Raw genomic sequence first — 24,432 nt, 5'->3', positions numbered from 1 at the left:
ATAGAATCATAGAATTATATTTATTGCAGAAAATTTGAGATATTTCTGTTGAATATTTATCAGATTTGTTAGCTTGGGGAAAAAGGTGCGGGAAGATGGGGAGAAATATTTTAGATTATAAATTTTAGATTGAATTGGAAAAAAACAATCCAAAATCCAAAATCCAAAATCCAAAATTCATAACTCCTTATAAATCAGAATTTATGTTAAAGACTTCTAATATTTGTCGGCAAATTTGTTTGAGTTTGTCACCAATAACAGGAGAAGGTAAAGACTCACCTACAAAACTCCATTGATCTACCGTTGACAGTCGCCATGCTTGCCCACGATGATCAAATCCTGATACTTCAATACCAATAGCTCGCCGAGATTTATTGATAGGATCTTGATAAAAACGGATTTGAAATAAAACGCTACGACAGCGCCAAGATTTGCTGATTCCCGGAAAGTGAAAACCGATGTCGATGGAATCAGGATCTACGAGTTCCCTGGTTTCTGGGTCATTATGCCAAGGTTTCAGATCGCTTTTGGCATCAGGAAACTCTAATTTAAACAAGTTCACTACTGTAGCAATCTTGCTGGCTAGTTCAAGGTTTGTTGCCTGTTCAGCTGCATTCACGTTAAAACTCTCCTAATATCGCATCGGTCTGTGGGGGATGTGAAAACAGAAAAACCGCCAGAAGGTTTGTCTTATTAGTGTTTCAGCTTATCAAGAAGATTGGAAGTTTTGCAACTGTGAATGAAGATTTCCTCACATTTAGAATAGGTGACAGGTGACAGGTGACAGGTGACAGTGCTAAATGCCTTTCAGTATCTAAGTTTTAGTTTTAGTTCATGTCCTAACTGCCTTGTCTACGGCTGTACTGGAGTAATTATACTTAAAAAATGACCCTAATTACCAGAAACTAAGCCTTTTGACTGGGTGGGCAAGAATTTCCTGCCGATGAAGTGAGAGAATTTTTGACAAAACTTTCACTAGTAAGAACGAAAAATTACAGTAGCGATCTAAAATGACACTGTAAATTGGTAAACAAATAGCAAATTAATTTCCTTTTATGGTGCGTCAACGCTCTATTTTATCACTGATTTTTGTACTCTTGACTACATTCCTGATCAGCTGTGGCGGTCCTAGTGTTGCTACTGCACCTCCAACTTACACACCGACTCAACTGGTGAAAATTAAGGAATATGTGCCTGATATTCAGGTGGTGCGCGATCGCTCACAAGAACTAAAAACCCTGATTCAAAGCGATGAATGGATCAAGGTGGGTAATTTTATTCATGGACCAATGACGGAAGCTAGGTTAAATATGACCTATGTTATCCCCAACCTATTACCCCAAGACCAGTCTAAAGCCAGACAAATTACCAAGGATTTATTGAGTGATTTGGTAAAAATTGACCAAGCTGCTAGTGGGGTTAATACCAGTCAAGCTTTAAGTGCTTACAAAGATGCCTTTGCAGATGTTGACAAGTTCCTACAACTGATTCCAGAGTAAGGTGACTGGGAACTGGGACAAGATTTTAGAGTTTAGATTTTAGATTGGAGTTCATGAAATATAATCCAAAATCCAAAATCCAAAATCCAAAATTGTATTACCAATTACCTATTACCAGCTTTAACCAGATAACTGATCACTGACAACTAAATAACTCTGAGTCTTGAGTCACAAAACGCTAGGTTAATCAAGTGATAGGGTGAAGAGGATAGTCTTAACTCTTCATCCCTCACTGTTTACAAAATTTATGAATATAGTAATTATCGGTTGTGGTGTAGTTGGGGCGGCGATCGCCTATCAACTGAGCCAAGTTAAAGGTTTAAATATCACTGTTTTTGAGAAAAACCAACCAGCACAAGGTTCTACTGCTGCGGCTTTGGGTGTTTTAATGGGCATTATTAGCCATAAAACCAAGGGTAAAGCTTGGCAGATCCGCGAGGAAAGTATTAAACGTTATCAAACTTTGATTCCTGAACTGGAAGCTATCACAGGGCGGAAAATTCCTTGTAACCGTCAAGGTCTTGTGATGTTACTCTCAGAAGACCCTGCACACCCTTTAGAAAGTGGTGTGGAAGTGATGACAGATTGGGAACAATTACGGGAAATTCGTAAATCTCAAGGATGGCAGTTAGCTGTGTGGGACAAGGAAAAACTAGAAAAATTCTGTCCACAAGTTAATAATCCTACTGTGATTGGTGCTGTTTATTCTCCCCAAGACCTGCAACTCAACCCCACGGCTTTAACTTTAGCTTTGGTAGATGCAGCGCAACGCAATGGGGTAAAATTTAAATTTGGTGTGGCTGTACGCAATCATCAAGCACCTTCTACTGACATAGTTCAGATCACACCCCATGTTACTGAAAAACTTAAATTTATGGAAACTTCAGAAGGTAAAGTTGAGGCAGATTGGTTTATTGTGACTGCTGGCTTAGGTTCAACTTTACTGACTAGACAATTAAATCATAAGGTAAATATTCGCCCAGTTTTAGGACAAGCTTTATATTTAAGTTTAGGACGGGTGTTAGGCAATCCTGACTTTCAACCAGTGATTACTGGCAATGATGTTCATCTTGTACCTATGGGTAATGGTGACTATTGGGTGGGTGCTACGGTAGAATTTCCCAATAATGAAGATGAGATTTTAGCTAAAAAAGAATTGTTAGAATCTGTCAAACAACAAGCGATCGCCTTTTGTCCAGATTTATCCGAGGCGAAAATTCTCCGTACTTGGTCTGGTCTGCGTCCCCGTCCTGAAGGTAGACCAGCACCCGTGATTGAGAAATTAGCTAATTATAGTAATGTGATTTTAGCCACTGGTCATTATCGCAACGGTGTTTTACTCGCACCTGCTACAGCTTCAATTGTGCAGAATATGATTATGGATCAAGGTTCTTAATATTAGGTGACAGGTGACAGGTGACAGGTGACAGGTGACAGATTAATTAATCAATTTTTCCATCCTGATTTAATCCTGTAAATCCTTAAATCCTGGACATCCTGATTCTGACAAATAATATTTAATTAATTATTTACTGACGTTAATCATCAAGTTCATCAGGATTAACGCCTAATTGACGCAACCTTTGGGCTAGTATTTCCGCTTTTCTTTTTGCTTGAGTTGCTTCTTGTTCAGCAACAATAGCTCTTTCTTTAGCAGCAGCAGCTTCTTCTTTAGCATTAGCAGCTTCTTCCGCAGCAACAGTAGCTTCTTCTGTAGGTTCAGGAATTAATTCTCCATCAAGAGTAAACCACCTTAACCACAACTTAGAAATACCACGAAATGAACCTGACCATAATCCTAAACTTAAACCTAACTCTGGCATTGGTAAAAGTCCATCAATTAAATTCATTGGTTCATAATGACCACCCACTAAATGAAATGCGCGGAGTTCATTGGTATAACGACTAAAAACAATATAGTAAGGAATCCGCAGAATGCGTTCATAAACTTCCCATTTTGTAGGAGGTTTATCTTTTTGACTTTGCTTGTTACCTAAATCTTCATCTTCTGTCCCAGGAGATAATAATTCCACTACCACAAAAGGATTTGCTGTTTCTTGCCAAGTCACATAACTTAAACGTAAATCTTCACCTTTATATAACCTAGAAACACCAACTACACCAAACCAATCTGGCCGTTTATACCATAAAGGATGCTCTAAATCATAATAAAGATTCAGGTCAGCAGCACTATAAACAAGTTCTGGAGACCAGTTTATAGGTTGAAAAGTTAGATATAAAAGTAATGGTTGTAAAAAATGAAATTCGTCTGGCAAACCTTTTTCCTCTGGGTTCTCACTAGGTAAATCATACATTGTGGGGAGGCTTTCCCAAGGAGGAAGGGGTGGATCTGATTGAGAAGTTAGGGGAGGGGATAAAGTCATAAATAGATGAAATAACCCACGTTGCTAGTTAGGAATAGGAGTCAGGAGTCACGAGTCAGGAGAAAGAATCAATTGCCATTTTCTAGCCTTTCTTGCATAACTGGCAAATTACGTTAATAGGTAATCGCTTATAAGTATTTAGTGATTAAATTCCTTTTTTCATCCTGTAAATCCTAAAATCCTGGACATCCTGATTCTGACAAATAATATTTAATTAATTATTTACTGACGTTAATCATCAAGTTCATCAGGATTAACACCTAACTGACGCAATTTTTCTGCTAGTATTTCCGCTGTTCTTTTTGCTTGAGTTGCTTCTTGTTCAGCAACAATAGCTCTTTCTTGAGCAACAGCAGCTTCTTCTGTAGGTTCAGGAATTAATTCTCCATCAAGAGTAAACCACCTTAACCATAACTTAGAAATACCACGAAATGAACCTGACCATAATCCTAAACTTAAACCTAACTCTGGCATTGGTAAAAGTCCATCAATTAAATTCATTGGTTCATAATGACCACCCACTAAATGAAATGCGTGGAGTTCATTGGTATAACGACTAAAAACAATATAATAAGGAATCCGCAAAATACGTTCATAAACTTCCCATTTTGTAGGAGGTTTATTTGTAGACGGTTTATCTTTTTGACTTTGCTTGTTACCTAAATCTTCATCTTCTGTCCCAGGAGATAATAATTCCACTACCACAAAAGGATTTGCTGTTTCTTGCCAAGTCACATAACTTAAACGTAAATCTTCACCTTTATATAACCTAGAAACACCAACTACACCAAACCAATCTGGCCGTTTATACCATAAAGGATGCTCTAAATCATAATAAAGATTTAGATCAGCAGCACTATAAACCAATTCTGGAAGCCAGTTTATAGGTTGAAAAGTCAGGTATAAAAGTAATGGTTGTAAAAAATGAAATTCGTCTGGCAAACCTTTTTCCTCTGGGTTCTCACTAGGTAAATCATACATTGTGGGGAGGCTTTCCCAAGGGGGAAGAGGAGGATCTGATTGAGAAGTAAGGTAAGGGGATAAAGTCATAAATAAATTAAATAACCCAAGTTGCTAGTTAGGAATAGGAGTCAGGAGTCGTAGGGGCGAAGCACTGGGAAAATAACCTGTTCATAAAATTGATAATTGGTCGCCCGAATGCTTCGCCCTTAGAGGAAAATTTGCTACTTTAATGTAGTCACTCAATGTAGTAACTCCTCTACTTGATGCTGACTCCACAATTTTTGATATAATCCTGACTGTTCCACAAGTTCTGAATGTTTACCAATTTGCACAATTTTACCATGATCCATGACCATGATTCTATCAGCAGTCGCCGCTGCTGAAAGTTGATGAGTAATGAAAATCACGGTTTTTTGTTGTGTACCGCTAGAGAGATTTTTCAGAATTTGGGTAGCAGTTTGATTATCAACGCTGGAAAGAGCATCATCTAAAATTAAAACTGGAGCATCAATTAACATGGCTCTAGCTAAAGATGTACGTTGTCGCTGACCACCGGAAAGGGTAATTCCTCTTTCACCGACAATTGTTTCATATTCCTGGGGAAAATGATTAATTTCGGCAGCTATTTGAGCGAGATTAGCAACAGCTTCTACCCTTTCTTGTTCACTAATGGGGTCGCCATAACGGATATTATTTTTAATGGTGGTACTAAACAAAAAACTATCTTGAGGAACGTAGGCGATCGCACCTCGTAAATCATTTAATGCTATTTTTGTAATATCCAAACCATCTAAAAATAACTGTCCTTCCTGAATATCCAACAACCGGGGTAAAGCATTAGCCAAAGTAGATTTTCCGCAACCGATAGCCCCGACAATTGCTACCACTTCCCCTCGTTTAATAGTAAAGTTAATATCATCTAAAGCCGGGATATTAGCACCAGGGTAGGTGTAACTAAAATTTTTGGCTGTAACTTCACCTTTAACTGTATTTGTGGGTAGAGAAATAGCATCAGGTGGATCTTGAATTTTGGGAGTGATGCTAAAAATTGATTCTAACCGATCAATACTCACCTCACCTCTTTGGTAAGCAGTAATGGTAAAACCTAATAAAGCCGTGGGGAAAACTAAACGCTCTACATAAATCAATAAAGCCAAAAAATCACCCACAGCCAGATTACCAGAAGATATCCGCATAGTTCCCAACCAAATAATAATTAGGGAACTAATATTAGCTAAACCACCAACGAGGGGAAATAGAGTACTGCGCGTTTTAGCTAATGTCAAATTAGCTGTTAATAAAGCCTGATTTTTCTTTTGAAAAGCTCGACGCTCATTTTCTTCTTGAGCGTAAATTTTAATCAAAGAAATACCACTGATATCTTCTTGGATCAGTTCGCTAATATCCGAAAGTTGTTCTTGGACAGCAGCTTGTTGTGTGCGTAGGCGATCGCTAAAAAAATGCACCAACAAAAACATAAACGGATAAACTGCCAGAGAAGCTAAAGTCAGATCCACACTAATTGATAGCATTACTGGCAGCGTCAGAGTATAAGCAAAAAAAGTATTTGCTAAACTCAATACCGCAAAACCCAACAACCTCCTGATATTGTCCACATCGCTAGTAGCCCGACTAATAAGATCACCAGAAGTATTACTAGCAAAATAAAACGGTTCTAGTTGGAGTAAATGCTCAAAAATTCGCTGTTTCAGTTCAAATTCTACCTGACGACCCACACCAAAAATCCAGATGCGAGAAGCCATCCGCATCATCCACATTGCGGAACTGAGGGCGATAATTATCACTACATAACGTAGTACCTGATCCAAGCTAAAAGTTGTGGAAAGTGTATCTACCCCAGAGCGAATCAGCAAAGGGATATAAACGCCCAACCCATTGACAGACAATAAAGCAATAATGCCCAAAGCAGTCTCTCGCCAATGGGGACGTAAGTAACTACCGAGTTTAGCAAGCCGTCGAGATTGTGCCATTTAAGCAATTGTACACTTTGTGATCCTAACTGGCAAAAGGCATGGGGCAAGATCAAATCAAAAGTCAAAATTGAAAACAGGGAACAGGGAACAGGGAATAGAAGGCAAAAGGCACTCATGCAAAAGGCAAAAGATAAATATTCTCCCCCTGCGCCCTGCCCCCTTGCCTCTTCTGCCTACTGATCATGAGCGCCCACGTAAGAAAACGTAAATTTGATTAAGATAACTTTCCCAAACTTGGGTTGTGAGTTGCAGAGTTTCCGCATTAGGTACAAAGTCTTCTACACGCAACCCTCTTGTACTGATAGCTTGAGGATTTTGTAGTAGATAAGATGGGATGTTCACATCACCCACAGGTAAGATGCCAGCAGTCATCACATCGGAGATGGTATTGGCACTGTTAATAGCTAGGTTAATAGCTGGTACTGTTGCCACCAATGCAGGAGGAGGCAATATAGCTGCAACCGGTGATCTAACTAAAAAGTAAGCAATAGCGGGTGTACTCGACAATAACAAAATTGTCAGCGCCCAACCCAACAAGTATCCCCCTGGTTTTTCTATGCCACCACCTTTAATTTTTTGGGCAGCAAGCATCAACATTAAAGCGGCTGCGCCCAGAGGTTTGAGAGGAAACGAGATAAACCGCCACAGGGAAGCCACCGCAGGTTCACCAGGATTAAAAAATGCCAAAGCTAAAACAACCAGCACAATCCCTAACACAAATCGGCCAACAAAGCTTACTGTTGGGTAGAATCTTTGGAACAAAGAATAGGCAACAACGCCAATTAATAGCCACAGTAAGACCCGGCTGAGTAATTGAAACATAGATTAACTCTCTAATTTTCTTGTGCGGCTAGTCTATGAGAATAAGATAAGTGGGTTTATTTTATCGTCAAACTGCAATTTATCACTGACTTAAAAATAACTCTCACCTCACGCACACAGACTACCGTCGTAGTGATTTTAGAGCAAATTTTTGACACTGAGTGTATTATTTGGAATTTTTCAAAAGACTAACCTAACACCAGTGGCATAAATTAATTGAGTAGTCGTCGTCAACTCGTTGAAAGGAAAAATTATGTCAACGCAAAACCCCACCATCCTAGTCACAGGGGGAGCAGGATACATCGGTTCTCATGCTGTGAAAGCCTTACTGCAAGAGGGTTATCAGGTATTAATCTTGGATAATCTGGTCTATGGCCATCGAGATTTGGTAGAACAGGTTTTGCAGGTAAAACTCATTGAAGGTGATATAGAAGATCGTCCCCTGTTGGATCATCTGTTTCAAACTCACAACATTGAAGCAGTTATGCACTTTTCTGCTTATGCCTATGTGGGTGAATCCGTAACTGACCCGGATAAATATTACCGTAATAATGTTGTGGCAACTTTGACGTTATTGGAAGCGATGCTGGCAGCGTCTATTAAAAAATTTGTCTTTTCTTCTACCTGTGCTACTTACGGAGTCCCAAAATTTATCCCTATTACTGAAAATCATCCCCAAAATCCCATTAACCCCTATGGTGCTACTAAGTTAATGGTAGAAAGGATACTCTCGGATTTTGATGTCGCTTACGGTTTAAAATCTGTATGTTTCCGTTATTTTAATGCTGCTGGTGCTGATCCTAGTGGTTTATTAGGAGAGGATCATAATCCCGAAACTCATTTAATTCCTTTGGTATTACAAACAGCTTTAGGTAAACGCCAATCAATTTCTATTTTTGGTACTGATTATTCCACTCCTGATGGTACTTGTATTCGTGATTATATTCACGTTTCTGATTTAGCTGATGCCCATATTTTAGGTTTGGAATATTTGCTTCAAGGTGGTGAAAGTAATGTTTTCAATTTAGGTAATGGTAATGGTTTTTCTGTGAAAGAAGTTATTGCTGCTGCCCAGGAAGTGACAGGAATAAATATATCAGTTCAAGAATGCGATCGCCGTCCTGGTGATCCTCCTTCTCTCATTGGTAGCAGTGAAAAAGCCAGAAAAATCTTAGGTTGGCAACCTATATATCCTGATATCAAAAATATTGTCACTCACGCCTGGAACTGGCATCAAAAAAGGCATAAGTAGGTGATTGGTGATTGGTGATTGGTGACAGAAAAAGGCAAAAGGCAAAAGGCAAGAGTTTATTCTTACCAATTATCAATTATCAATTATCAATTATCAATTATCAATTACCCATTACCCTCTTTTCAGTGTTTTTACTACAAAAACTACAATCCCTATAGATAAAAGTAAAATTGCTACGATAATTATAGGTTGTACAAAACCTATAACCGCATTTTGTTGTTGATTATTCTGTTGATTATCTTCAATTACATTTTCTACTACTTGTGGTGTTGCTATTGCTTTACCTGCTGCCACAGTAACTTGAAAATTTAACTCAAAAGGTCGAAAACTCTCTGCTGTTGCTGGTTTCCCTCTCAGTTGCAGTTCATAAACTCCTGGTTTGGGAAAAGTTATTTCTGCTCCTGGTATGCCTTGATAACGTTCAGCATCAACGGGTTTTAAAGGAGGTTCAAGCAGCGCCGGTTCTCCTGGTGTATGGGGTTCTGCATAAATAGCCAACTGACAATCACAGTCTTTTAAAGGTAAGACTTTACCACCTTTACGAGTCAAAGCAAACCAAGTTGCCGCAGGTTCACCAGCACGGGGATTATCATTAGGTTCAATGTGGATAGTACCACCAATATCACCGGATATTTTTACAGTATGAGCAGAAGCAACAGGAAGAGATGTAAATGTTATAAATAACAAAAGTAGGAATAATTTGTAATTCATAATTGAAGGCAGGAGTTTTCAATTTTCAATTTTCAATTTTCAATTGATTTATCACCTTTTTTTGGGGTAACATATAATTTTTCTAATCTTAAAATTGACCAAAACCAGCGCGATCGCACTAACAAAACACCCAAAGTAATTATTACCAATAACAACGCTGCTAATCTATTACCCCAAGTTAATCTTAAAGCCCCCAAATAATGAGAACCAATTAATACTACATGAATAGTAGCCAACAGCAAAGCCGGAACACTCAAAAGATGGATTTGTCGCCAACGCTTACCTAATGACTTTTGCAGAAAATCAAAACTTGTGCAAGCTGCTGGACTCATCAATACTAAAGCTACAGCACCCGCACCCATCGCCCATTGAAATTCTAGCGGTAAGAACCAAACAGCAGCAAAATTCCATTCTAAAGAGTGTTCTATATTATGAATGGTATGTACCACCGATAGCACAAACGCCCCTACTCCTAAAGCACGACGGTAGCGCATGGGTGATGGCCACAAACTACTGAGAGGACGAGCAACTAAGGCCAAAATTAAGCAAATTAGGGCAGCGTGTCCACTGTAGTCTACCATTGTATCACCCGTTCGCAATAGGGTAAGGATGCCAATGATTAATGTCACCCAACCACCTAAGCGAAATAACTGACTGCGCCTATCTTTACTCATTAAGGAAGTGGAAACACCTACTCCTAACATCGTCGGCAAAGTTCCCACACCAAAAGCTAACATGGTAATTGCACCTTGCCATAAATTACCCGTAGCAGCAGCTTTGATTTGAGCAGCGTATAAAAAGCCACAAGGCATTAAACCCCAGGTCATACCCAAAAGTGCTGGTGTCCACCATTTTGTATGTAAAGATAGTTTCACCATTCCCGCACTTAAACGGTTATGTAAATTACCTTTTAACAAAGGGTGTAATAAGGGAATATGCGGTATTAAGTCTGGTCTAACTTGTCCTAAACCAAACCAAATTAACATAATACCAGTAATTATAGCTATCCAGCGGCGTAAATCACTACCCACACCTGCTAATTGTCCACCTTCAACCAGTGCCGAACCAAGAGCGCCAATACCTGCACCTACTAGGGTATAGCTTAACAGTCTTCCTAAATTTAACAGAGTATGAAATTTTACTTGCTGTTGCCAATTTTGGGTTTTTTGTTGATGGGAAAGGGAAAAAGCAACTGCTAAAGGTCCACACATCCCAAAGCAATGTCCAAAACTTCCCAAAAAACCCAGGAGCGATATAAGTAGTAAATCTAACATCATCTGATGATATATTATATGTTTTCAAAAATCAAATAGGAGTCCTATATTAATTAAGAGTTATTAATTCATAATTCATAATTGTAAAGGTTTGATTCCCCTACCTTGGTAGACAGATCGGTTTCATCTGGGGTTGAAATCCTCATTTGAAACCTAATTATCAATTATCAATTATCAATTATCATTGATGTTGTTTACTGGAAAAACTTAATGTATATTGACAAATTTGTCAAAAGACAAGCTGTCAAACTTGCCTTTATTGGCTATTGGCTGATTACCGATAACTGAATAATTACTTTTTAGGAAAAGTTAAAGTCCAGTTTTGGGGATTATTTAGTTGAAAATATAAACCTTGAAATATCATTTTCACAGCAATGCGAGTTCTGATATATCTTCTAATTAAATGTGTTCCTGGTTCGGCAAAAACATCATCATAATTTTGGCGATGTCCAAAAGGACGAGAACAGTATTTGCGATCGCCTGGAATTGATAACATAAAAAATTGGCTTTCTTTGTATTCATCAGGAACTTGAAATATACCATATACATTATGTTCACCCAGCCAAGGTTTAACCATCACCTGTTTAGCTTGCACTTGGAAATTTTGTTTTTTTAATTTGAGTACAGTTACAAGTCCGCAATTAGAATCATTAACAGGCCACCAAATAATAATCATGATCAATGAAAACAAAAAAAGTAAACTATAGATCAAGGGAGGACGCATAAATTAACTACATCATTCAAGAAAAACAAAAGCCACCTATTTACCAGAAATTTGGTTATAATTACTATTAATCTATTCAACTTAAATTATTATTCACCCGGCTATTTTAAGTAGGGCTTGCTGATAGCGTAGCGTGGCGTTAGCCATATAAATCTGAAAACTTTACAGGTAAAGGGTTTTAGCTATTTTGACTTTCAAAAAGTGCAAGCTTTTATGAGGTGGCAATTGAAAAACCTTGCACTTAATTCCTACTTAAAGAAAAAATCGTTCGTATCCAACTCTTGAAACTGTCACCTGTCACCTGTCACCTGTCACCTGTCACCTTGACTCCTGACTAAATAAATACAAAAAAGGCTTGGAAGGGAACCCAAGCCCAGACTTCACTCAGGGTAAAATATGTAATTAATATATAGATTTTCAGTAATTTAAGCATCCATCTAAAGGAATAAACTTGAACGAAGTCAGTATTTCTCCCGTTAAAAATATGCTACCTCAACAGTTGATCCCGTAATAACTCATCTGCCCAAGCTGCATCTGCTTTTGCAAGTGCTGGTACTGGTTCTTGACTATAATCTATGACCAAATCATAATCATAAATCTCATAGACCTGATTTAACAAGGCTTTCAAATCTATTACTGGTTCACTATCACCTACACGCAAAGGTAAAGAAAAAACTGGAATTATATCTTGTATATTAAAAGCATATAAATCTGCTTGAGGACGGCGATTTCCACGACACACTAAAATTCGATAATCACTTTCAATATTATCACCAAACATGGGCATGGGTTCGCCTTTGCTTAGTAAATCAATTTCTACTAAATTACTACGACTACCTAATACTTGTTGCCGTTTTTCTTGATATGCTTCTCTTCCTTTACCTGAACGTTTATTAGTAGGATAAAGAATTTCAATTGTGGTAATTAATTTCTCTGTTCCAACTTCTTTAACTTCTAAATATCCTTCTTTAATATTAATTGGCATTGGTACGGTAACTGTTACAGATTTTGGTGCAGGTGCAGCAACAGCAACATTTGTATTTTTGGTTTCACTGACATTTTGCCGACTTTTCACGATCACATCAGGAATACCTACTAATAACGAACTATCATCTATGGTTTCATAGGTTCTCACTTCTACGGCAACTCGATATTTAGGACGCAGTTGAGGTGATAAAAATCTGGCAATTTCGCTAATTAATAAGTGATGTAGTCCAGGAAATAAGTCTGGGTGTTCTAAATATGGGTTCATTCCGGGAAAGATAGAAGTCATTTTTTGAACTCCTTTGACAATTTTAGATTTTGGATTTTAGATTTTAGATTGGGAAATTATTTCTCTATCAGCTTGTGCTTTTCATCTACATTAAGAAACTTCTGTTCCAAAGGCTATCCTCAATCCCCAAAATACAATTAAAATTCCTATAGCTACCCAATCACCTGTTTTTAATTTTAATTCTTGCCATTTGACTTGATGTTCGTTAGGACTGGTAAAACCTCTTACCATCATAGCATTTGCCATTTGTTCGGCTCTTAATAACAAATTTTCTAATAGTCTTTCTATCACTATTAACCAAACTTTTGCACCTCCTTTTAATCCTAGCTTTTTCCAGTTAATTGCTCTTGTCATTACAGAACGTACTAGGTTTTGAATCTCTTCTAAAACTAAGGGAATAAACCGCAAAGATAAAGTTAAAGTGAGGGTTATTTCTGTAACTGGAATTTTGAATTTTCTCAGCGGTTGCATTAAGCTTTCCATCCCAGATGTAATTTCTTCTGGTGCGGTTGTCAGTAAATATAAATTAGTGCTGTAAATTAAACTAAATACTATTGTACTCAAGCTAATTGCTAAATCCAAAGAACGACGATTTACTTTTATTGGTCCTTGATGAAATAGCACATAACTATATTCTTTGTTACTATCTACTATTTCTGAACGCGCTTTGTTTTCTTTAGCAGTTGGTCGTTGAGTTAAAATTTGTTCATTGGCTGGTAGGCGTGGTTGATAATTTATACTGTATCCGTCAGGGCTGATCGAACCGATCGCCAATACCATAAATGATAGCACTAGCAACCAGCCCATTTGTTGCCGCCATACTCTTAGGGGAATTTTGGCAAATAGGGTAAAAATAATTAACATTATTACCAGTAGTACCCGCCAATAGTTGTTAGCAACTACATAGCTGGTGAGAAAGCTTAACAACCAAACTAACTTAACTCGTGGGTCTAATTTATGTAGCCAAGTTTGCGGTTCTTCTAAATATAATCCGAGTGGGAGCGATCGCAATAAGTCCATATTTAGTCATTAGTCATTGGTCATTAGTCATTAGTCATTGCTGAGAATGACCTCTGAATAATGACTACTATTACACGCGAGTTGCGCGGTTGACACTACCAACTTCCATTTCCCGGACTTTTTTACTCCGCCATAATACGCGAATTGGTGTACCTTCAAAACCCAATTGTTTGCGAAACTGTCTTTCTATGTACCGTCGATAATTGTCATTGAAGCGTTTAGCATCGTTGACAAATAAGGCAAATGTGGGCGGTTGGGTACTCACTTGCGTACCATAATAGATTTTACCTTGTTTACCGCTGCGTGACGCTGGTGGGGAATGCCAACTCACTGCGTCTGTGAGAACTTCATTCACTACGGAAGTGCTAACACGGCGTTTGTGTGACTCAGCAGCTTTATTCACCAATTCTAAAATCTTTTCTACCCTTTGACCTGTCATGGCACTAACAAAAATTGTATCTGCCCATTCGGTAAAGTGCAAACGTGCTTCTAAACTCTTTTCATAATCATAGATAGTGTAAGAGTCTTTTTCTACCGCATCCCACTTGTTAACGACGATGATGCAAGCGCGTCCATCTTCAATAATGCGCCCAGCTAGTTTTTGATCTTGTTCTGTGACTCCATCTAAAGCATCTAAAACCAATAAAACCACATCGGAGCGACGAATGGCTTTAAAAGCGCGGTTAATACTGAAAAATTCAGTACCGTAATCTATGTGTTTCTTTTTACGGATTCCCGCAGTATCAATTAAGCGGTAAGTTTGTCCATCCCGTTCGACTAAAGTATCAATTGTGTCGCGGGTAGTTCCTGAAATGGGGCTAACTATTGCCCGTTCTTCACCCACAAAAGCATTTAATAAACTCGATTTTCCAACGTTGGGACGGCCAATAATGGCAACTTTAATTTCTGTATTTTCCTCTAGGTCTTGAACTTGGGGAATGTATTTGATTAACTCATCAAGAATATCACCAGTACCACTACCATGAATGGCAGAAATCGGGTAAGGTTCTCCTAATCCTAATTCCCAAAATTCACTGGCTTGAATCATACCTTGTTCTGGTGATTCACATTTATTCACAGCCAGTAATACGGGTACTTTTTGTTGCCGTAACCATAGCGCAATTTCCTCATCTGCTGGTGTTAAACCTGTTTGCCCATCAACTACAAATATTGCTGCACAAGCTTCTGAAAGTGCTGTCATTGCTTGTTGACGAATCAAAGGCAGAAATTCGGTATCATCGTTAAATACTAAACCGCCTGTATCAACTACGACAAATTCCCGATCTTGCCAAAATGCTGGTCGATAAGTGCGATCGCGTGTTACACCAGGTTCATCATGAACTATTGCCGTTTGATCTCCGGCTAAACGATTTACAAAAGTGGATTTGCCCACATTGGGGCGACCGATAATTGCTACAATTGGCAATGCCATAAACTAAACTTTGTTGTGCTGAGTGTGTAGATGTGCTGAGTTTTCTATCTACGTTCTTCACCCAGCACGGTTTTCGAGAACTACTTATCGTATCATATTTATTAGATTATAGCAAATTTGGGACTGGGGACTGGGGACTGGGAAGAGAGCAAAAAATGATTTATGAAAACTGCGAATATTCTTTTTTTTCAATTTGTCTTAAATTAATTTAACCAATTTAACTCTTGACAATAACCTTTTTGCATAAATATACTGAATGAATAGTATTATTATTCAGAATAATGAGCAAACGTCAATGGCTAGAAATTAGCGCGTATGTTTATTTGGGTTTAGTAGTGTTGGGAACTATCGCTGCAACTTTCACTCAACAAGTGGTTTATGCAGTCATTCCCTTAATTTTAATTATAGCAAATATAGCAACTCGTTCCCAGTTTAATTATTCTCAATCACAACAACAAATTGCAGAATTACAAACAAGTCTGGAAAATATCACAGATAAAACAGATCAATTTTACCAACTAAATGAAACTATGAATACATCCATAAACTCATCCAATGATCGGTTACAAAAAATAGAAGCTTGGAAACAACAGATAAACCAACTTATTGACAAAAAAATTGAAGCATTAATCCAAAAATTACTCACAGAAATTAACAATTTTCCTCAACAAATTCAAAATCTTAATCATCGTTTAAATCAATTAGATAATTCTCTGCAAAATTTACATGAACAGATTCAGCAACAAGGTGTAAAATTAGAGATTGTCCAAGAAATCCAATCGGAAGTTTTGCAGATTAATGAAAAAATGCAAAACATTGAAGTTGTTAATTCGCAATTAATTCAGATTGAACAAATTGAGACATCTTTGAAAAATTGGAGTGAAATTAATCAACAAGAATTAGCAGAATTAAGAGAAAATCAAAAACATCAAAGTTTAGAATTTACCCAACTTAGTCACCAACTTACTGATATTAATTCTCGCTGTGAAAATATGGCTAATTCCATTCAGCAATTAAATCAAGCTTTTGCTACACAAGTTGAAGATTTTGATCAAGTTAAACAAAATCAAAACAGTGAAAATTCTAGATTCAATGATATTTTTGATTCTGTACATGAATCCTTAAAAGTATTAGATACTTCATTTGATGCTTTAATCACATTTGATTCTTTATTTGATTCTTTAATCAGACCGCTGGAGAAACCAAATCAATCAAATGTTCAATCAGATGTTCAAACAGGACAAAATTCTCCCGTCAACATCGAATTTAATCAAGCAATTACTACTACATCTGCATCATCAGAAAACACCGACAAATTATTATTTGTAGGAACTTTAAAAGGTCATGAATATAAAGTTTCTTCAGTTGCTTTTAGTCCTGATGGTAAGAGTTTAGCTAGTGGAAGTGATGACAAAACTATCAAAATTTGGGATTTAACAACTCAACAACATCGTACTTTTGCAGGACATAAAGATTCTGCTTGGACTGGAGGTATTAACTCAGTTGCTTTTAGTCCCGATGGTAAAATATTAGCAAGTGTAAGTAATGATAAAACTATTAAATTGTGGGATGTAAATACAGGAATAGAACTTTTCACTTTTATAGGACATGAAGAGAAGGTTAACTCAGTTGTATTTAGTCCCTTGGGCAAAATTTTAGCTAGTGGTAGTAAAGATAAAACAGTCAAACTTTGGTCTTTAGAACAAGGAAAAGAAATTTACTCTTTTAAAGGTCATACAGATGATGTTTTGTGTGTAGCTTTTAGTCCAGATGGAAAAATTTTAGCGAGTGGGGGAGGTAATAATGATAGAACAATTAGGATTGTACAATTAGCTGAAAACAAAGTGAAAACTTTAACGGTAAGTTCTGATTGGTTTACTGGTGCGATTAATGCTTTAGCTTTTAGTTGTGATGGTAAGATTTTAGCAAGTGCTGGTAATGATAAAACTGTGAAATTGTGGAATGTAGAAACTGGTGAGGAACTTAAAACTTTAACAGGACATTCTGAAGCTGTTTATTCTGTTGCTTTTAGTCCCAATGGTCAGATTTTAGCTAGTTCCAGTCAAGATAAAACTGTGAAGTTATGGGTTGTAGATAGTGGGGTGGAAATTTCCAGTGTCAAATGTGCTGATGATGGAGTTTACTCTGTTGCTTTTAGTCCCGATGGTAAAGTTTTAGCTGCTGGAAGTGCAGATAAAACCATTACTCTGTTTCCTTGTAAATGATTTGATCCCCCCAACCCCCCTTAAAAAGGGGGGCTTTAGGTTCATTGTGTATCTAATAAATGGGGTTATTTAATAGGGAAAGATTACTCTGCCACCTGGTCTGATGTCAGCATGGAAAAATCCCTTATTTCTACCCATAAAAACAGCATCTCCTAAACCAGAAAATTGAGAAGCTTTTAGCACATCCCAAAGTTTTCTAAAATCTCTGTTCATTGGTATCATATCTATGGCACGGAAGTAGAGATGCTGACTATTACGAGCGCCTCCAACTGCTCTATTGACAGCGGGTGGACGATAACCAGATGTAATACTAATAGGTGAACCAAATTTTTCTCTCACTGGTCCCCAAGTTCTTGCGACTTTAATTGCATTTGCTACATATTCAGAACTGGTAGGAACACGAGTACAATTTTTGGTAACTTCACCCCAGGTTAAAGGAACACCCTCAACAATATATTGGTTGGCATAGACTATTTCACCTCCAGGAAGTTTCATAGTCGCGCCTGTACGTGATCCGGCATTGGTATTAACTTTGATTTCTGAGGTATTAGTTTCTTCTTTGTCTCCTGCTGTTTCTTCTTTATCTTTTAGTTCCAGTAATTCCTTAGCGGTGCTGACTCCTAAACCCAAGGGATATTCTAATTGTTGTAATGCTTTAAATTCAGAAAATGCTTGTTTGGTGATTGGTCCGACTTTTCCATCTGCTTCTATTTTCAGGAGTTGCTGTATTTCTTTCACCAAGTCTGGATGAGCATCAGTGATAAATATAGCTGGAGAGTTAAGTTTTACAAACTCAGTGAGAGATGTGATATTTGCGGGATTGGATGTCATAAGTTTTTGTCAGTAGATTTCGGTAGTTTTCTACATTATTCCTATCCAACTTTAATCTACACATAAAATAAGCGTGATTACTGTGGTCAATTCTTAATTTGAAATTAAAATTTACTAAATTTTACTAAATTTTACTAAATTTTACAGATTGCTGATAGCTTCACTGATTTTGATAGATTTACCACCTTGCTGGAGGGATGTAGTTAACGCACTCAGAATTTCTACTAACTCTCTTTACTGTCACCTGTCACCTGTCACCTGTCACCTCTTCAGTAATTGCTAAATAAGCTACTTTAGCCGCAGCTTGTTCAGCAGCTTTAATAGAGCGTCCCTTACCTTGTCCTAACATTTTCTCATGTAACCAAACTTCAGCTACAAAACGTTCATGACTACGGTGGGGTTGATTAACTTCTATCACTCGATACTCTGGTAAAACTTTAAATTGTGCCTGTGTCCATTCTTGTAGAGCCGCTTTATAGTTTAATCTAGCCGGATCAAGGCGAATTTCTCTTGCTAGGTCTTGAAAGTGAGGATCTAACCAAGGACGAATGAGGTCTAAATTATGAGTGCTGAGGTAAAGCGCCCCCAGAACAGCTTCAAAAGCATCTGCTAGACGTGACTCTTGACCAACAAGATCAGCAGTAGCACTACCAGCAACTAATAAGTATAATTCTAAACCATATTCTCTGGCTAATTTAGCGAGAATGCGATCGCTCACCAACACCGAACGAATAGCCGCAAAATCTCCCACAGCACAGTCGGGATAATTTTCCCATAACACCACAGCGGACACCAGGCGCACAACTGCATCACCGACAAATTCCAACTGTTCATAATTTGCTGACTCAGAAACAGTGGCGTGAGTTAGCGCCAAGTCCAGTAACGGCCACTTGATGGGGCTATCTGGTGATAAACCTAACTTTTGGACTAAACTTTCAAGTTGCCGTTGACGGCGAGGATAAACGCGGGACATTAAAACAAGATAGTAAATATGTGCAACTAACTAGATCGGCGTTAAAAATTGTCGTTATGACAGGCAAGAGGCAAGAGGGTTTGGGTGAATTTACTTTTTTGTACTTGGGTTGGTTTTTTCCCACCTATGTACTTAAATCATTAATAACTAATGACTAATAACCAATACCTAATGACTAAAAAAGAGAGAGTAGGACATAAGCCGGATTCTGTTCTCTTGCGAGGGTGGTTATCTATCTGGGATGTTTGTTACCAAACACCTCTAGCGGCGCTCATTTCCCGGAACTGGTAAAAGACCAACCGTAGTTCCTCCGGCCTTGCTCCCAACCGGGGTTTACCGAGCCAACGCCTCTCGACGTTGCTGGTGCGCTCTTACCGCACCTTTGCACCCTTACCAACTAATTTTTGATTTTGGATTTTGGATTTTAGATTTTCAATTCAATCCAAAATCTAAAATCTACAATCTAAAATTGGTTGGCGGTATCTTTCTGTGGCACTATCCTCACGATCGCTCGCACTGGACGTTATCCAGCAAGTTTGGTCTTTCGGGAGTCCGGACTTTCCTCAAACCAATCTTAATGACTGATCCGCAACCACCTGCGCCTACTCTCTCCCATATCTAGTTTAAGCTTTAATCGCCCGTTCTGTGTTATTCAGTTATCAAGGAATAGGGAACAGGGAACAGGGAACAGGGAGTAGGTAAAGAAGTAAGTATTCGGCTATCAGTAATCAGTAATCACTAATCAGCTTTCAGATGTAAGTAGACTAGCTGCTAATAAAATCAGAATTTTACTAGATTACATAGGCTTTAAGCAGAGAAATTTACAGGCTGAGATTTGTGTTTTTTGTGAGTTTTGCCGATAGCTGACGGCTGAATGCCTACGTAAAGAATTTTTTCCCCATTTCCTCATCTTCATCACCGTGTCTTGTTCCAGGGTAGAGCATAGGTCCAAGGAAGTTTCTCGATAGTGAAAGGACAATTGATAATGGAGATAGGAGGAACATTCACACCCGGAGCTAAACCCACACGCAATTCTGATATTCTTAATACCAGTTGAAAAGAAAATTCTACTTTCTTTTTACCATCCATAAAATCTTTATACAAACCCTTAAAAGGCTTTTGATCTTTCATGGCAACTATATCAATTAAAGGTTCTCCAGGTTGATATGTTCCTGTTTCTTTGTCTCTTTTTAAAATATCTTCTGCTGTCACACTTTCAGAAATTGTTTTCTTAGGAGCAATAATCGTAGGAACTTGTGGTATTGCTAAGTCGCGGCTGAGGTCTGGAGATTTGCGAATCACACGGCGAGATTTTTTGCTATGTTCAATGACCCAAGAACTATTATCCCAGTCAACATATACAGCTAAACCTTCTGATTTATTATCAATGCTAATTGATAATTCTTTCAAGTTGTCTTTTAATTTCTCCAAAGAATACCTATCTGTTTTAAAAGAAATCCCAATTTTTTCATCTAGATTTTGTTCTTTCAATTGTTCTTCAACAGCACTCTTTTGGAAATTTAACACCACCATGTCATCTACAGATTCAATCATGCGATTGAATGTGTAATATATCCCCAGGATATAAACCATCAAAACAAGAAGATTTTGATCGCCACTTTGTACTGCCATAAAACTACTAATAACTCCTTGGAAAATTCGCAAACTTTATTTTTGATTGATTTCAAATGAATTGTCAAGCCAACCCCGTCTCCAAAAAAAGAAAATTAACCCACCAGCAATTACTGCCATTAATCCCAAGCATAGCAGATAACCCCAATACCAATTTAATTCCGGCATATTATATGGTGATTTTTCGGTATTGAAATTCATTCCATATATTCCCGCCACAAAAGTTAAAGGGATAAAAATTGATGAAACAACAGTGAGTAATTTCATGATTTCATTCATTTTATTACTAACCGCTGACAGATAGACATCCATTAATCCCGATGCCAATTCTCGGTAAGTTTCCACCATATCCATAACTTGTACCGCATGATCATAACAATCTCTCAAATAAATTCTCACCTCCTCACTAATTAATTTACTACTATCACGAATCAAAGAATTAATCGCATCTCTTTGTGGCCAAATAGCTCTTCGTAGTTGTAATAATTCTCGCCTAATTTGATATATTTGTTTTAGTGTTTGGGGATTTGGACTAACTATTACCTCTTCTTCTAATTCGGCAATGCGTTCTCCATACAATTCTAAAACAGGAAAAAATCCATCAATAATTGCATCTAACAAAGAATACGCTAAATAATCACTTCCTTGTCGGCGAATAATTCCTTTACCTCTGTCAATTCTCATCCTCACACTATCAAAACAATCATGCTCAGGTTCTTCTTGAATTGTCAATAAATAATGTCTACCTAAAACTAAGCTGACTTGTTCACTATAAAAACTACCATGATTGGGATTAGGCACAACCATACGAGCAATAATCACTAATTGGTCTTCATAATCTTCAATTTTTGGGCGTTCCCCCATATTGAAAACATCTTCTAAAATCAGAGGATGTAAATCAAAAGTTTGCCCCAAACGGTGAATAATCTCTTTGTTGCCTAAACCTTGTACATCTACCCAAGAAACAGATTCTGTATCCAAGTAATTGCTGCATTCTTCTGGATATTTTATTTGTGTTTGAGTGAGGCTAGTTTGGTTATAGTCAACTAAGAAAATATTTGGTTGTTCAGCATTTTCATCAATGATGATTGTACCTGGAACAGTTCCTGGTTCATGATAGTATGTTTGGTCAAATGGCTTGTTTACTTTTTCTTGGTTGATGACTTTATTTATGAGTTTGGGTAGCTGACGATGTTTTTTAGCCATTAAATCTCACCTTAATATTTATCTTGCTGAAAAAGTTTTTTTGTCAAGGGCTAGGAGTCAGGAGTCGTAGGGGCAACCCCCTGTGGTTGCCCTCTGAAGTCTGGAGGAGGCAGTGTGGTACATTGCATATAATATTTATTTTTACAAAATTTAGGATGCTCTCCTATTTGATAATTTGTAAGTATTCAGCTATCAGTAATCAGTAATTAGCTTTTACCTACAGTTAGATAGATTTGTCTGAAAATGAGCAGAATGTTGTCAAATTTCACAACTGTTAATAAGAGAAAGCTACAGGTTAGTATTGATGTTTTTTAGGCTCTTGCTGATGGAAACCGATGGAAACCGACGGCTGAATGCTGACGATAATTTACTAATTTACAGCAGATTGCTGGTAAATAAGACATAGGATCTAAATTCACAGCCAAATTCCTAAATTTTGACAAAAAAAGTTTGTCTTTTGGTAAAGACAAACTGTAAAAAAAATTAAAATTTACTGATGGCGATTGATTTGAGAAAGTGGTAATTAGAACATACCCATACCACCCATACCACCCATACCACCCATACCGCCCATACCGCCCATGCCGCCCATGCCGCCCATGCCAGCGTCAGGTGCAGCAGCAGCTTTCTTTTCAGGCTTTTCTACTACTATTGCTTCGGTGGTTAAAACCATACCCGCAATAGAAGCGGCGTTTTGCAATGCAGAACGAACAACTTTAGCAGGATCAATAATACCTGCGGCGATTAAATCTTCAAATTCTCCGGTAGCAGCATTGTAGCCGATGTTAAAATCGGTGTCTTTGACTTTGGAAACAATGACAGAACCTTCTGCACCAGCATTATCTGCGATTTGGCGTAAAGGTGCTTCTAGGGATCTTTGTACAATGTCAGCCCCAATTTTTTCTTCGGCATCAAGGCTGTCCTTAATTGCATCTACTTTTGTAGACAGGTGAATTAAGGTTGTACCACCACCAGGAACGATACCTTCTTCTACTGCGGCTTTGGTGGCATTGAGAGCGTCTTCAATCCGCAGTTTACGATCTTTGAGTTCGGTTTCTGTGGCTGCTCCCACTTTAATTACTGCTACACCACCGGCTAATTTGGCAATACGTTCTTGCAGTTTTTCTGTATCGTAGTCAGAATCAGTTTCTTCTAACTGTTTGCGAATTTGGGCAATGCGCTTTTGTACTTCTGGTTTGTTGTCAGTACCAGAGACAATGGTGGTGTTTTCCTTGTCAATGGTGATTTTCCGGGCTGTACCCAGCATTTCTAAGGTAGCTGTATCCAAGCTCAAACCAATTTCTTCAGAAATCATCTGTCCATCGGTGAGAATGGCAATATCTTGTAATAAGGCTTTGCGACGTTCGCCAAAACCAGGGGATTTAATGGCAGCAACGGCTAAAACTCCCCGTGCTTTGTTGACTACCAAGGTTGCTAAAGCGTCACCTTCGATATCTTCAGCAATGATTAATAAAGGTTGACCTAAACGGGCTACTTTTTCCAGTACAGGTACTAAATCTTGAATGGCGTTGATTTTTTTGTCGGCGATGAGGATGCGGGCGTTTTCAAATTCTACTGTCATCCGGTCGTTGTTGGTGATGAAGTAGGGAGAAATATAACCACGATCAATTTGCATCCCTTCTACTACTTCTAGTTCGGTAGTTAAGGATTTGGATTCTTCAACGGTGATCACACCATCTTTGGTGACTTTCTCCATTGCTTCGGCCAGCATATTGCCGACTTCTTCATCGTTACCGGCGGAAACTGTGGCAACTTGAGCGATCGCACTTCCTTCTACTGGTTTGGCTATCTTGGCAATTTCTGCTACCAATGCTTCAACGGTTTTATCTATACCCCGTTTTAAGGCAATGGGGTTTGTACCAGCAGCGACGTTCTTGAGTCCTTCTTTAACTAATGCCTGTGCTAAAACTGTGGCGGTTGTAGTTCCATCACCTGCGGTATCTTTGGTTTTAGATGCCACTTCTTGGATCAGTCTTGCGCCAGTGTTTTCTAAAGGATCTTCTAGTTCAATTTCCTTGGCAACGGTGATACCGTCGTTGACAATTTGGGGTATACCAAATTTTTTTTCTAACAGGACGTTGCGGCCTTTTGGTCCCAAGGTGATTTTAACTGCATCCGCTAAGGCGTTAATGCCTTTTTCTAGCGATCGCCGTGATTCCTCATCAAATGAAATAATCTTAGCCATGTTTGTTGTCT

Annotated in this window: 20 protein-coding genes and 1 other RNA gene; 4 read left to right on the top strand and 17 right to left on the bottom strand. The window is 38.1% G+C overall.

Annotated elements, in window-relative coordinates; translation table 11 throughout:
- Positions 1-187: 187 nt before the first annotated feature.
- Positions 188-619: a hypothetical protein gene (locus tag IQ237_RS14355; protein ID WP_096567238.1), complete on the bottom strand. Its 432-nt coding sequence runs from the start codon at positions 617-619 to the stop codon at positions 188-190.
- Between the two features lie 436 nt (positions 620-1,055).
- Here IQ237_RS14355 and psbQ point away from each other — a divergent pair, with 436 nt between their 5' ends.
- Positions 1,056-1,499 carry a photosystem II protein PsbQ gene (gene psbQ / locus IQ237_RS14350; RefSeq protein WP_194056257.1) on the top strand — a complete coding sequence of 148 codons (444 nt, stop codon included), beginning with the start codon at positions 1,056-1,058 and terminating at the stop codon, positions 1,497-1,499.
- A 247-nt stretch (positions 1,500-1,746) separates the two neighbouring features.
- Entirely contained in the window at positions 1,747-2,895 is a 1,149-nt protein-coding gene (locus IQ237_RS14345) for an FAD-binding oxidoreductase (protein ID WP_194056255.1), read from the top strand.
- 142 nt (positions 2,896-3,037) lie between these two features.
- Here IQ237_RS14345 and IQ237_RS14340 read toward each other — a convergent pair whose 3' ends face one another.
- The 4 genes from IQ237_RS14340 to IQ237_RS14325 form a co-directional block, all read right to left on the bottom strand.
- The gene (locus IQ237_RS14340; RefSeq protein WP_194056253.1) at positions 3,038-3,883 is read right to left on the bottom strand and encodes a Uma2 family endonuclease; all 846 of its coding nucleotides are present in this window, start codon (positions 3,881-3,883) and stop codon (positions 3,038-3,040) included.
- 231 nt (positions 3,884-4,114) lie between these two features.
- Positions 4,115-4,933, bottom strand: a complete 819-nt coding sequence (locus IQ237_RS14335; protein ID WP_194056252.1) for a Uma2 family endonuclease — start codon at positions 4,931-4,933, stop codon at positions 4,115-4,117.
- Positions 4,934-5,085: 152 nt separating this feature from the next.
- Complete coding sequence (locus tag IQ237_RS14330) at positions 5,086-6,837, bottom strand: ABC transporter ATP-binding protein (protein WP_194056250.1); 1,752 nt, start codon at positions 6,835-6,837, stop codon at positions 5,086-5,088.
- A 183-nt stretch (positions 6,838-7,020) separates the two neighbouring features.
- The gene (locus IQ237_RS14325; RefSeq protein WP_194056248.1) at positions 7,021-7,662 is read right to left on the bottom strand and encodes a hypothetical protein; all 642 of its coding nucleotides are present in this window, start codon (positions 7,660-7,662) and stop codon (positions 7,021-7,023) included.
- Between the two features lie 253 nt (positions 7,663-7,915).
- On the opposite strand from IQ237_RS14325, the gene galE reads away from it, so the two are divergent.
- Positions 7,916-8,914 carry a UDP-glucose 4-epimerase GalE gene (gene galE, locus IQ237_RS14320; RefSeq protein ID WP_194056247.1) on the top strand — a complete coding sequence of 333 codons (999 nt, stop codon included), beginning with the start codon at positions 7,916-7,918 and terminating at the stop codon, positions 8,912-8,914.
- A gap of 111 nt (positions 8,915-9,025) precedes the next feature.
- Here galE and IQ237_RS14315 read toward each other — a convergent pair whose 3' ends face one another.
- The 6 genes from IQ237_RS14315 to der form a co-directional block, all read right to left on the bottom strand.
- Positions 9,026-9,625, bottom strand: coding sequence for a hypothetical protein (locus IQ237_RS14315; RefSeq protein WP_194056245.1), 600 nt, complete (start codon positions 9,623-9,625; stop codon positions 9,026-9,028).
- 32 nt (positions 9,626-9,657) lie between these two features.
- A complete protein-coding gene (locus tag IQ237_RS14310) occupies positions 9,658-10,899 on the bottom strand; it encodes a sulfite exporter TauE/SafE family protein (protein WP_194056309.1) in 1,242 nt (413 codons plus the stop codon).
- Between the two features lie 292 nt (positions 10,900-11,191).
- Positions 11,192-11,623 (bottom strand): hypothetical protein, encoded by a 432-nt coding sequence (locus IQ237_RS14305; RefSeq protein WP_194056243.1) that lies wholly within the window; start codon positions 11,621-11,623, stop codon positions 11,192-11,194.
- A gap of 487 nt (positions 11,624-12,110) precedes the next feature.
- Positions 12,111-12,896, bottom strand: a complete 786-nt coding sequence (locus tag IQ237_RS14300) for a DUF4058 family protein (RefSeq protein WP_194056241.1) — start codon at positions 12,894-12,896, stop codon at positions 12,111-12,113.
- A 90-nt stretch (positions 12,897-12,986) separates the two neighbouring features.
- On the bottom strand, positions 12,987-13,916 hold the full coding sequence (locus tag IQ237_RS14295; protein ID WP_194056239.1) for an energy-coupling factor transporter transmembrane protein EcfT: 930 nt from the start codon (positions 13,914-13,916) through the stop codon (positions 12,987-12,989).
- A 70-nt stretch (positions 13,917-13,986) separates the two neighbouring features.
- Positions 13,987-15,348: a ribosome biogenesis GTPase Der gene (gene der, locus IQ237_RS14290; protein ID WP_194056237.1), complete on the bottom strand. Its 1,362-nt coding sequence runs from the start codon at positions 15,346-15,348 to the stop codon at positions 13,987-13,989.
- A 281-nt stretch (positions 15,349-15,629) separates the two neighbouring features.
- Here der and IQ237_RS14285 point away from each other — a divergent pair, with 281 nt between their 5' ends.
- Entirely contained in the window at positions 15,630-17,573 is a 1,944-nt protein-coding gene (locus IQ237_RS14285) for a WD40 repeat domain-containing protein (RefSeq protein WP_194056235.1), read from the top strand.
- A 69-nt stretch (positions 17,574-17,642) separates the two neighbouring features.
- On the opposite strand, the gene IQ237_RS14280 is transcribed toward IQ237_RS14285, so the two are convergent.
- The 6 genes from IQ237_RS14280 to groL form a co-directional block, all read right to left on the bottom strand.
- Positions 17,643-18,404 carry a D-Ala-D-Ala carboxypeptidase family metallohydrolase gene (locus tag IQ237_RS14280; protein WP_194056233.1) on the bottom strand — a complete coding sequence of 254 codons (762 nt, stop codon included), beginning with the start codon at positions 18,402-18,404 and terminating at the stop codon, positions 17,643-17,645.
- Positions 18,405-18,651: 247 nt separating this feature from the next.
- Positions 18,652-19,377 (bottom strand): ribonuclease III, encoded by a 726-nt coding sequence (rnc, locus tag IQ237_RS14275; RefSeq protein WP_194056231.1) that lies wholly within the window; start codon positions 19,375-19,377, stop codon positions 18,652-18,654.
- Between the two features lie 181 nt (positions 19,378-19,558).
- Positions 19,559-19,987, bottom strand: an RNA gene (rnpB, locus tag IQ237_RS14270) — RNase P RNA component class A.
- Positions 19,988-20,292: 305 nt separating this feature from the next.
- On the bottom strand, positions 20,293-21,009 hold the full coding sequence (locus tag IQ237_RS14265; RefSeq protein ID WP_194056229.1) for a hypothetical protein: 717 nt from the start codon (positions 21,007-21,009) through the stop codon (positions 20,293-20,295).
- Between the two features lie 36 nt (positions 21,010-21,045).
- Positions 21,046-22,215, bottom strand: coding sequence for a magnesium/cobalt transporter CorA (corA, locus tag IQ237_RS14260; protein WP_194056227.1), 1,170 nt, complete (start codon positions 22,213-22,215; stop codon positions 21,046-21,048).
- Between the two features lie 523 nt (positions 22,216-22,738).
- Positions 22,739-24,421, bottom strand: a complete 1,683-nt coding sequence (groL, locus tag IQ237_RS14255) for a chaperonin GroEL (RefSeq protein WP_194056225.1) — start codon at positions 24,419-24,421, stop codon at positions 22,739-22,741.
- Between the last annotated feature and the right edge of the window lie 11 nt (positions 24,422-24,432).

The sequence above is a fragment of the Sphaerospermopsis sp. LEGE 08334 genome, assembly GCF_015207205.1.
Taxonomy (GTDB): domain Bacteria; phylum Cyanobacteriota; class Cyanobacteriia; order Cyanobacteriales; family Nostocaceae; genus Sphaerospermopsis.
Note: the sequence above shows the minus strand (reverse complement) of the source record. Positions and strands in the feature narration are given on the sequence as shown.

Excerpts from the sequence above, each read along its gene's own strand:
- psbQ (WP_194056257.1), top strand. The coding sequence starts at position 1,056 with ATGGTGCGTCAACGCTCTATTTTATCACTGATTTTTGTACTCTTGACT.
- IQ237_RS14345 (WP_194056255.1), top strand. The coding sequence starts at position 1,747 with ATGAATATAGTAATTATCGGTTGTGGTGTAGTTGGGGCGGCGATCGCC.
- IQ237_RS14340 (WP_194056253.1), bottom strand. The coding sequence starts at position 3,883 with ATGACTTTATCCCCTCCCCTAACTTCTCAATCAGATCCACCCCTTCCT.
- IQ237_RS14335 (WP_194056252.1), bottom strand. The coding sequence starts at position 4,933 with ATGACTTTATCCCCTTACCTTACTTCTCAATCAGATCCTCCTCTTCCC.
- IQ237_RS14330 (WP_194056250.1), bottom strand. The coding sequence starts at position 6,837 with ATGGCACAATCTCGACGGCTTGCTAAACTCGGTAGTTACTTACGTCCC.
- IQ237_RS14325 (WP_194056248.1), bottom strand. The coding sequence starts at position 7,662 with ATGTTTCAATTACTCAGCCGGGTCTTACTGTGGCTATTAATTGGCGTT.
- galE (WP_194056247.1), top strand. The coding sequence starts at position 7,916 with ATGTCAACGCAAAACCCCACCATCCTAGTCACAGGGGGAGCAGGATAC.
- IQ237_RS14315 (WP_194056245.1), bottom strand. The coding sequence starts at position 9,625 with ATGAATTACAAATTATTCCTACTTTTGTTATTTATAACATTTACATCT.
- IQ237_RS14310 (WP_194056309.1), bottom strand. The coding sequence starts at position 10,899 with ATGTTAGATTTACTACTTATATCGCTCCTGGGTTTTTTGGGAAGTTTT.
- IQ237_RS14305 (WP_194056243.1), bottom strand. The coding sequence starts at position 11,623 with ATGCGTCCTCCCTTGATCTATAGTTTACTTTTTTTGTTTTCATTGATC.
- IQ237_RS14300 (WP_194056241.1), bottom strand. The coding sequence starts at position 12,896 with ATGACTTCTATCTTTCCCGGAATGAACCCATATTTAGAACACCCAGAC.
- IQ237_RS14295 (WP_194056239.1), bottom strand. The coding sequence starts at position 13,916 with ATGGACTTATTGCGATCGCTCCCACTCGGATTATATTTAGAAGAACCG.
- der (WP_194056237.1), bottom strand. The coding sequence starts at position 15,348 with ATGGCATTGCCAATTGTAGCAATTATCGGTCGCCCCAATGTGGGCAAA.
- IQ237_RS14285 (WP_194056235.1), top strand. The coding sequence starts at position 15,630 with ATGAGCAAACGTCAATGGCTAGAAATTAGCGCGTATGTTTATTTGGGT.
- IQ237_RS14280 (WP_194056233.1), bottom strand. The coding sequence starts at position 18,404 with ATGACATCCAATCCCGCAAATATCACATCTCTCACTGAGTTTGTAAAA.
- rnc (WP_194056231.1), bottom strand. The coding sequence starts at position 19,377 with ATGTCCCGCGTTTATCCTCGCCGTCAACGGCAACTTGAAAGTTTAGTC.
- IQ237_RS14265 (WP_194056229.1), bottom strand. The coding sequence starts at position 21,009 with ATGGCAGTACAAAGTGGCGATCAAAATCTTCTTGTTTTGATGGTTTAT.
- corA (WP_194056227.1), bottom strand. The coding sequence starts at position 22,215 with ATGGCTAAAAAACATCGTCAGCTACCCAAACTCATAAATAAAGTCATC.
- groL (WP_194056225.1), bottom strand. The coding sequence starts at position 24,421 with ATGGCTAAGATTATTTCATTTGATGAGGAATCACGGCGATCGCTAGAA.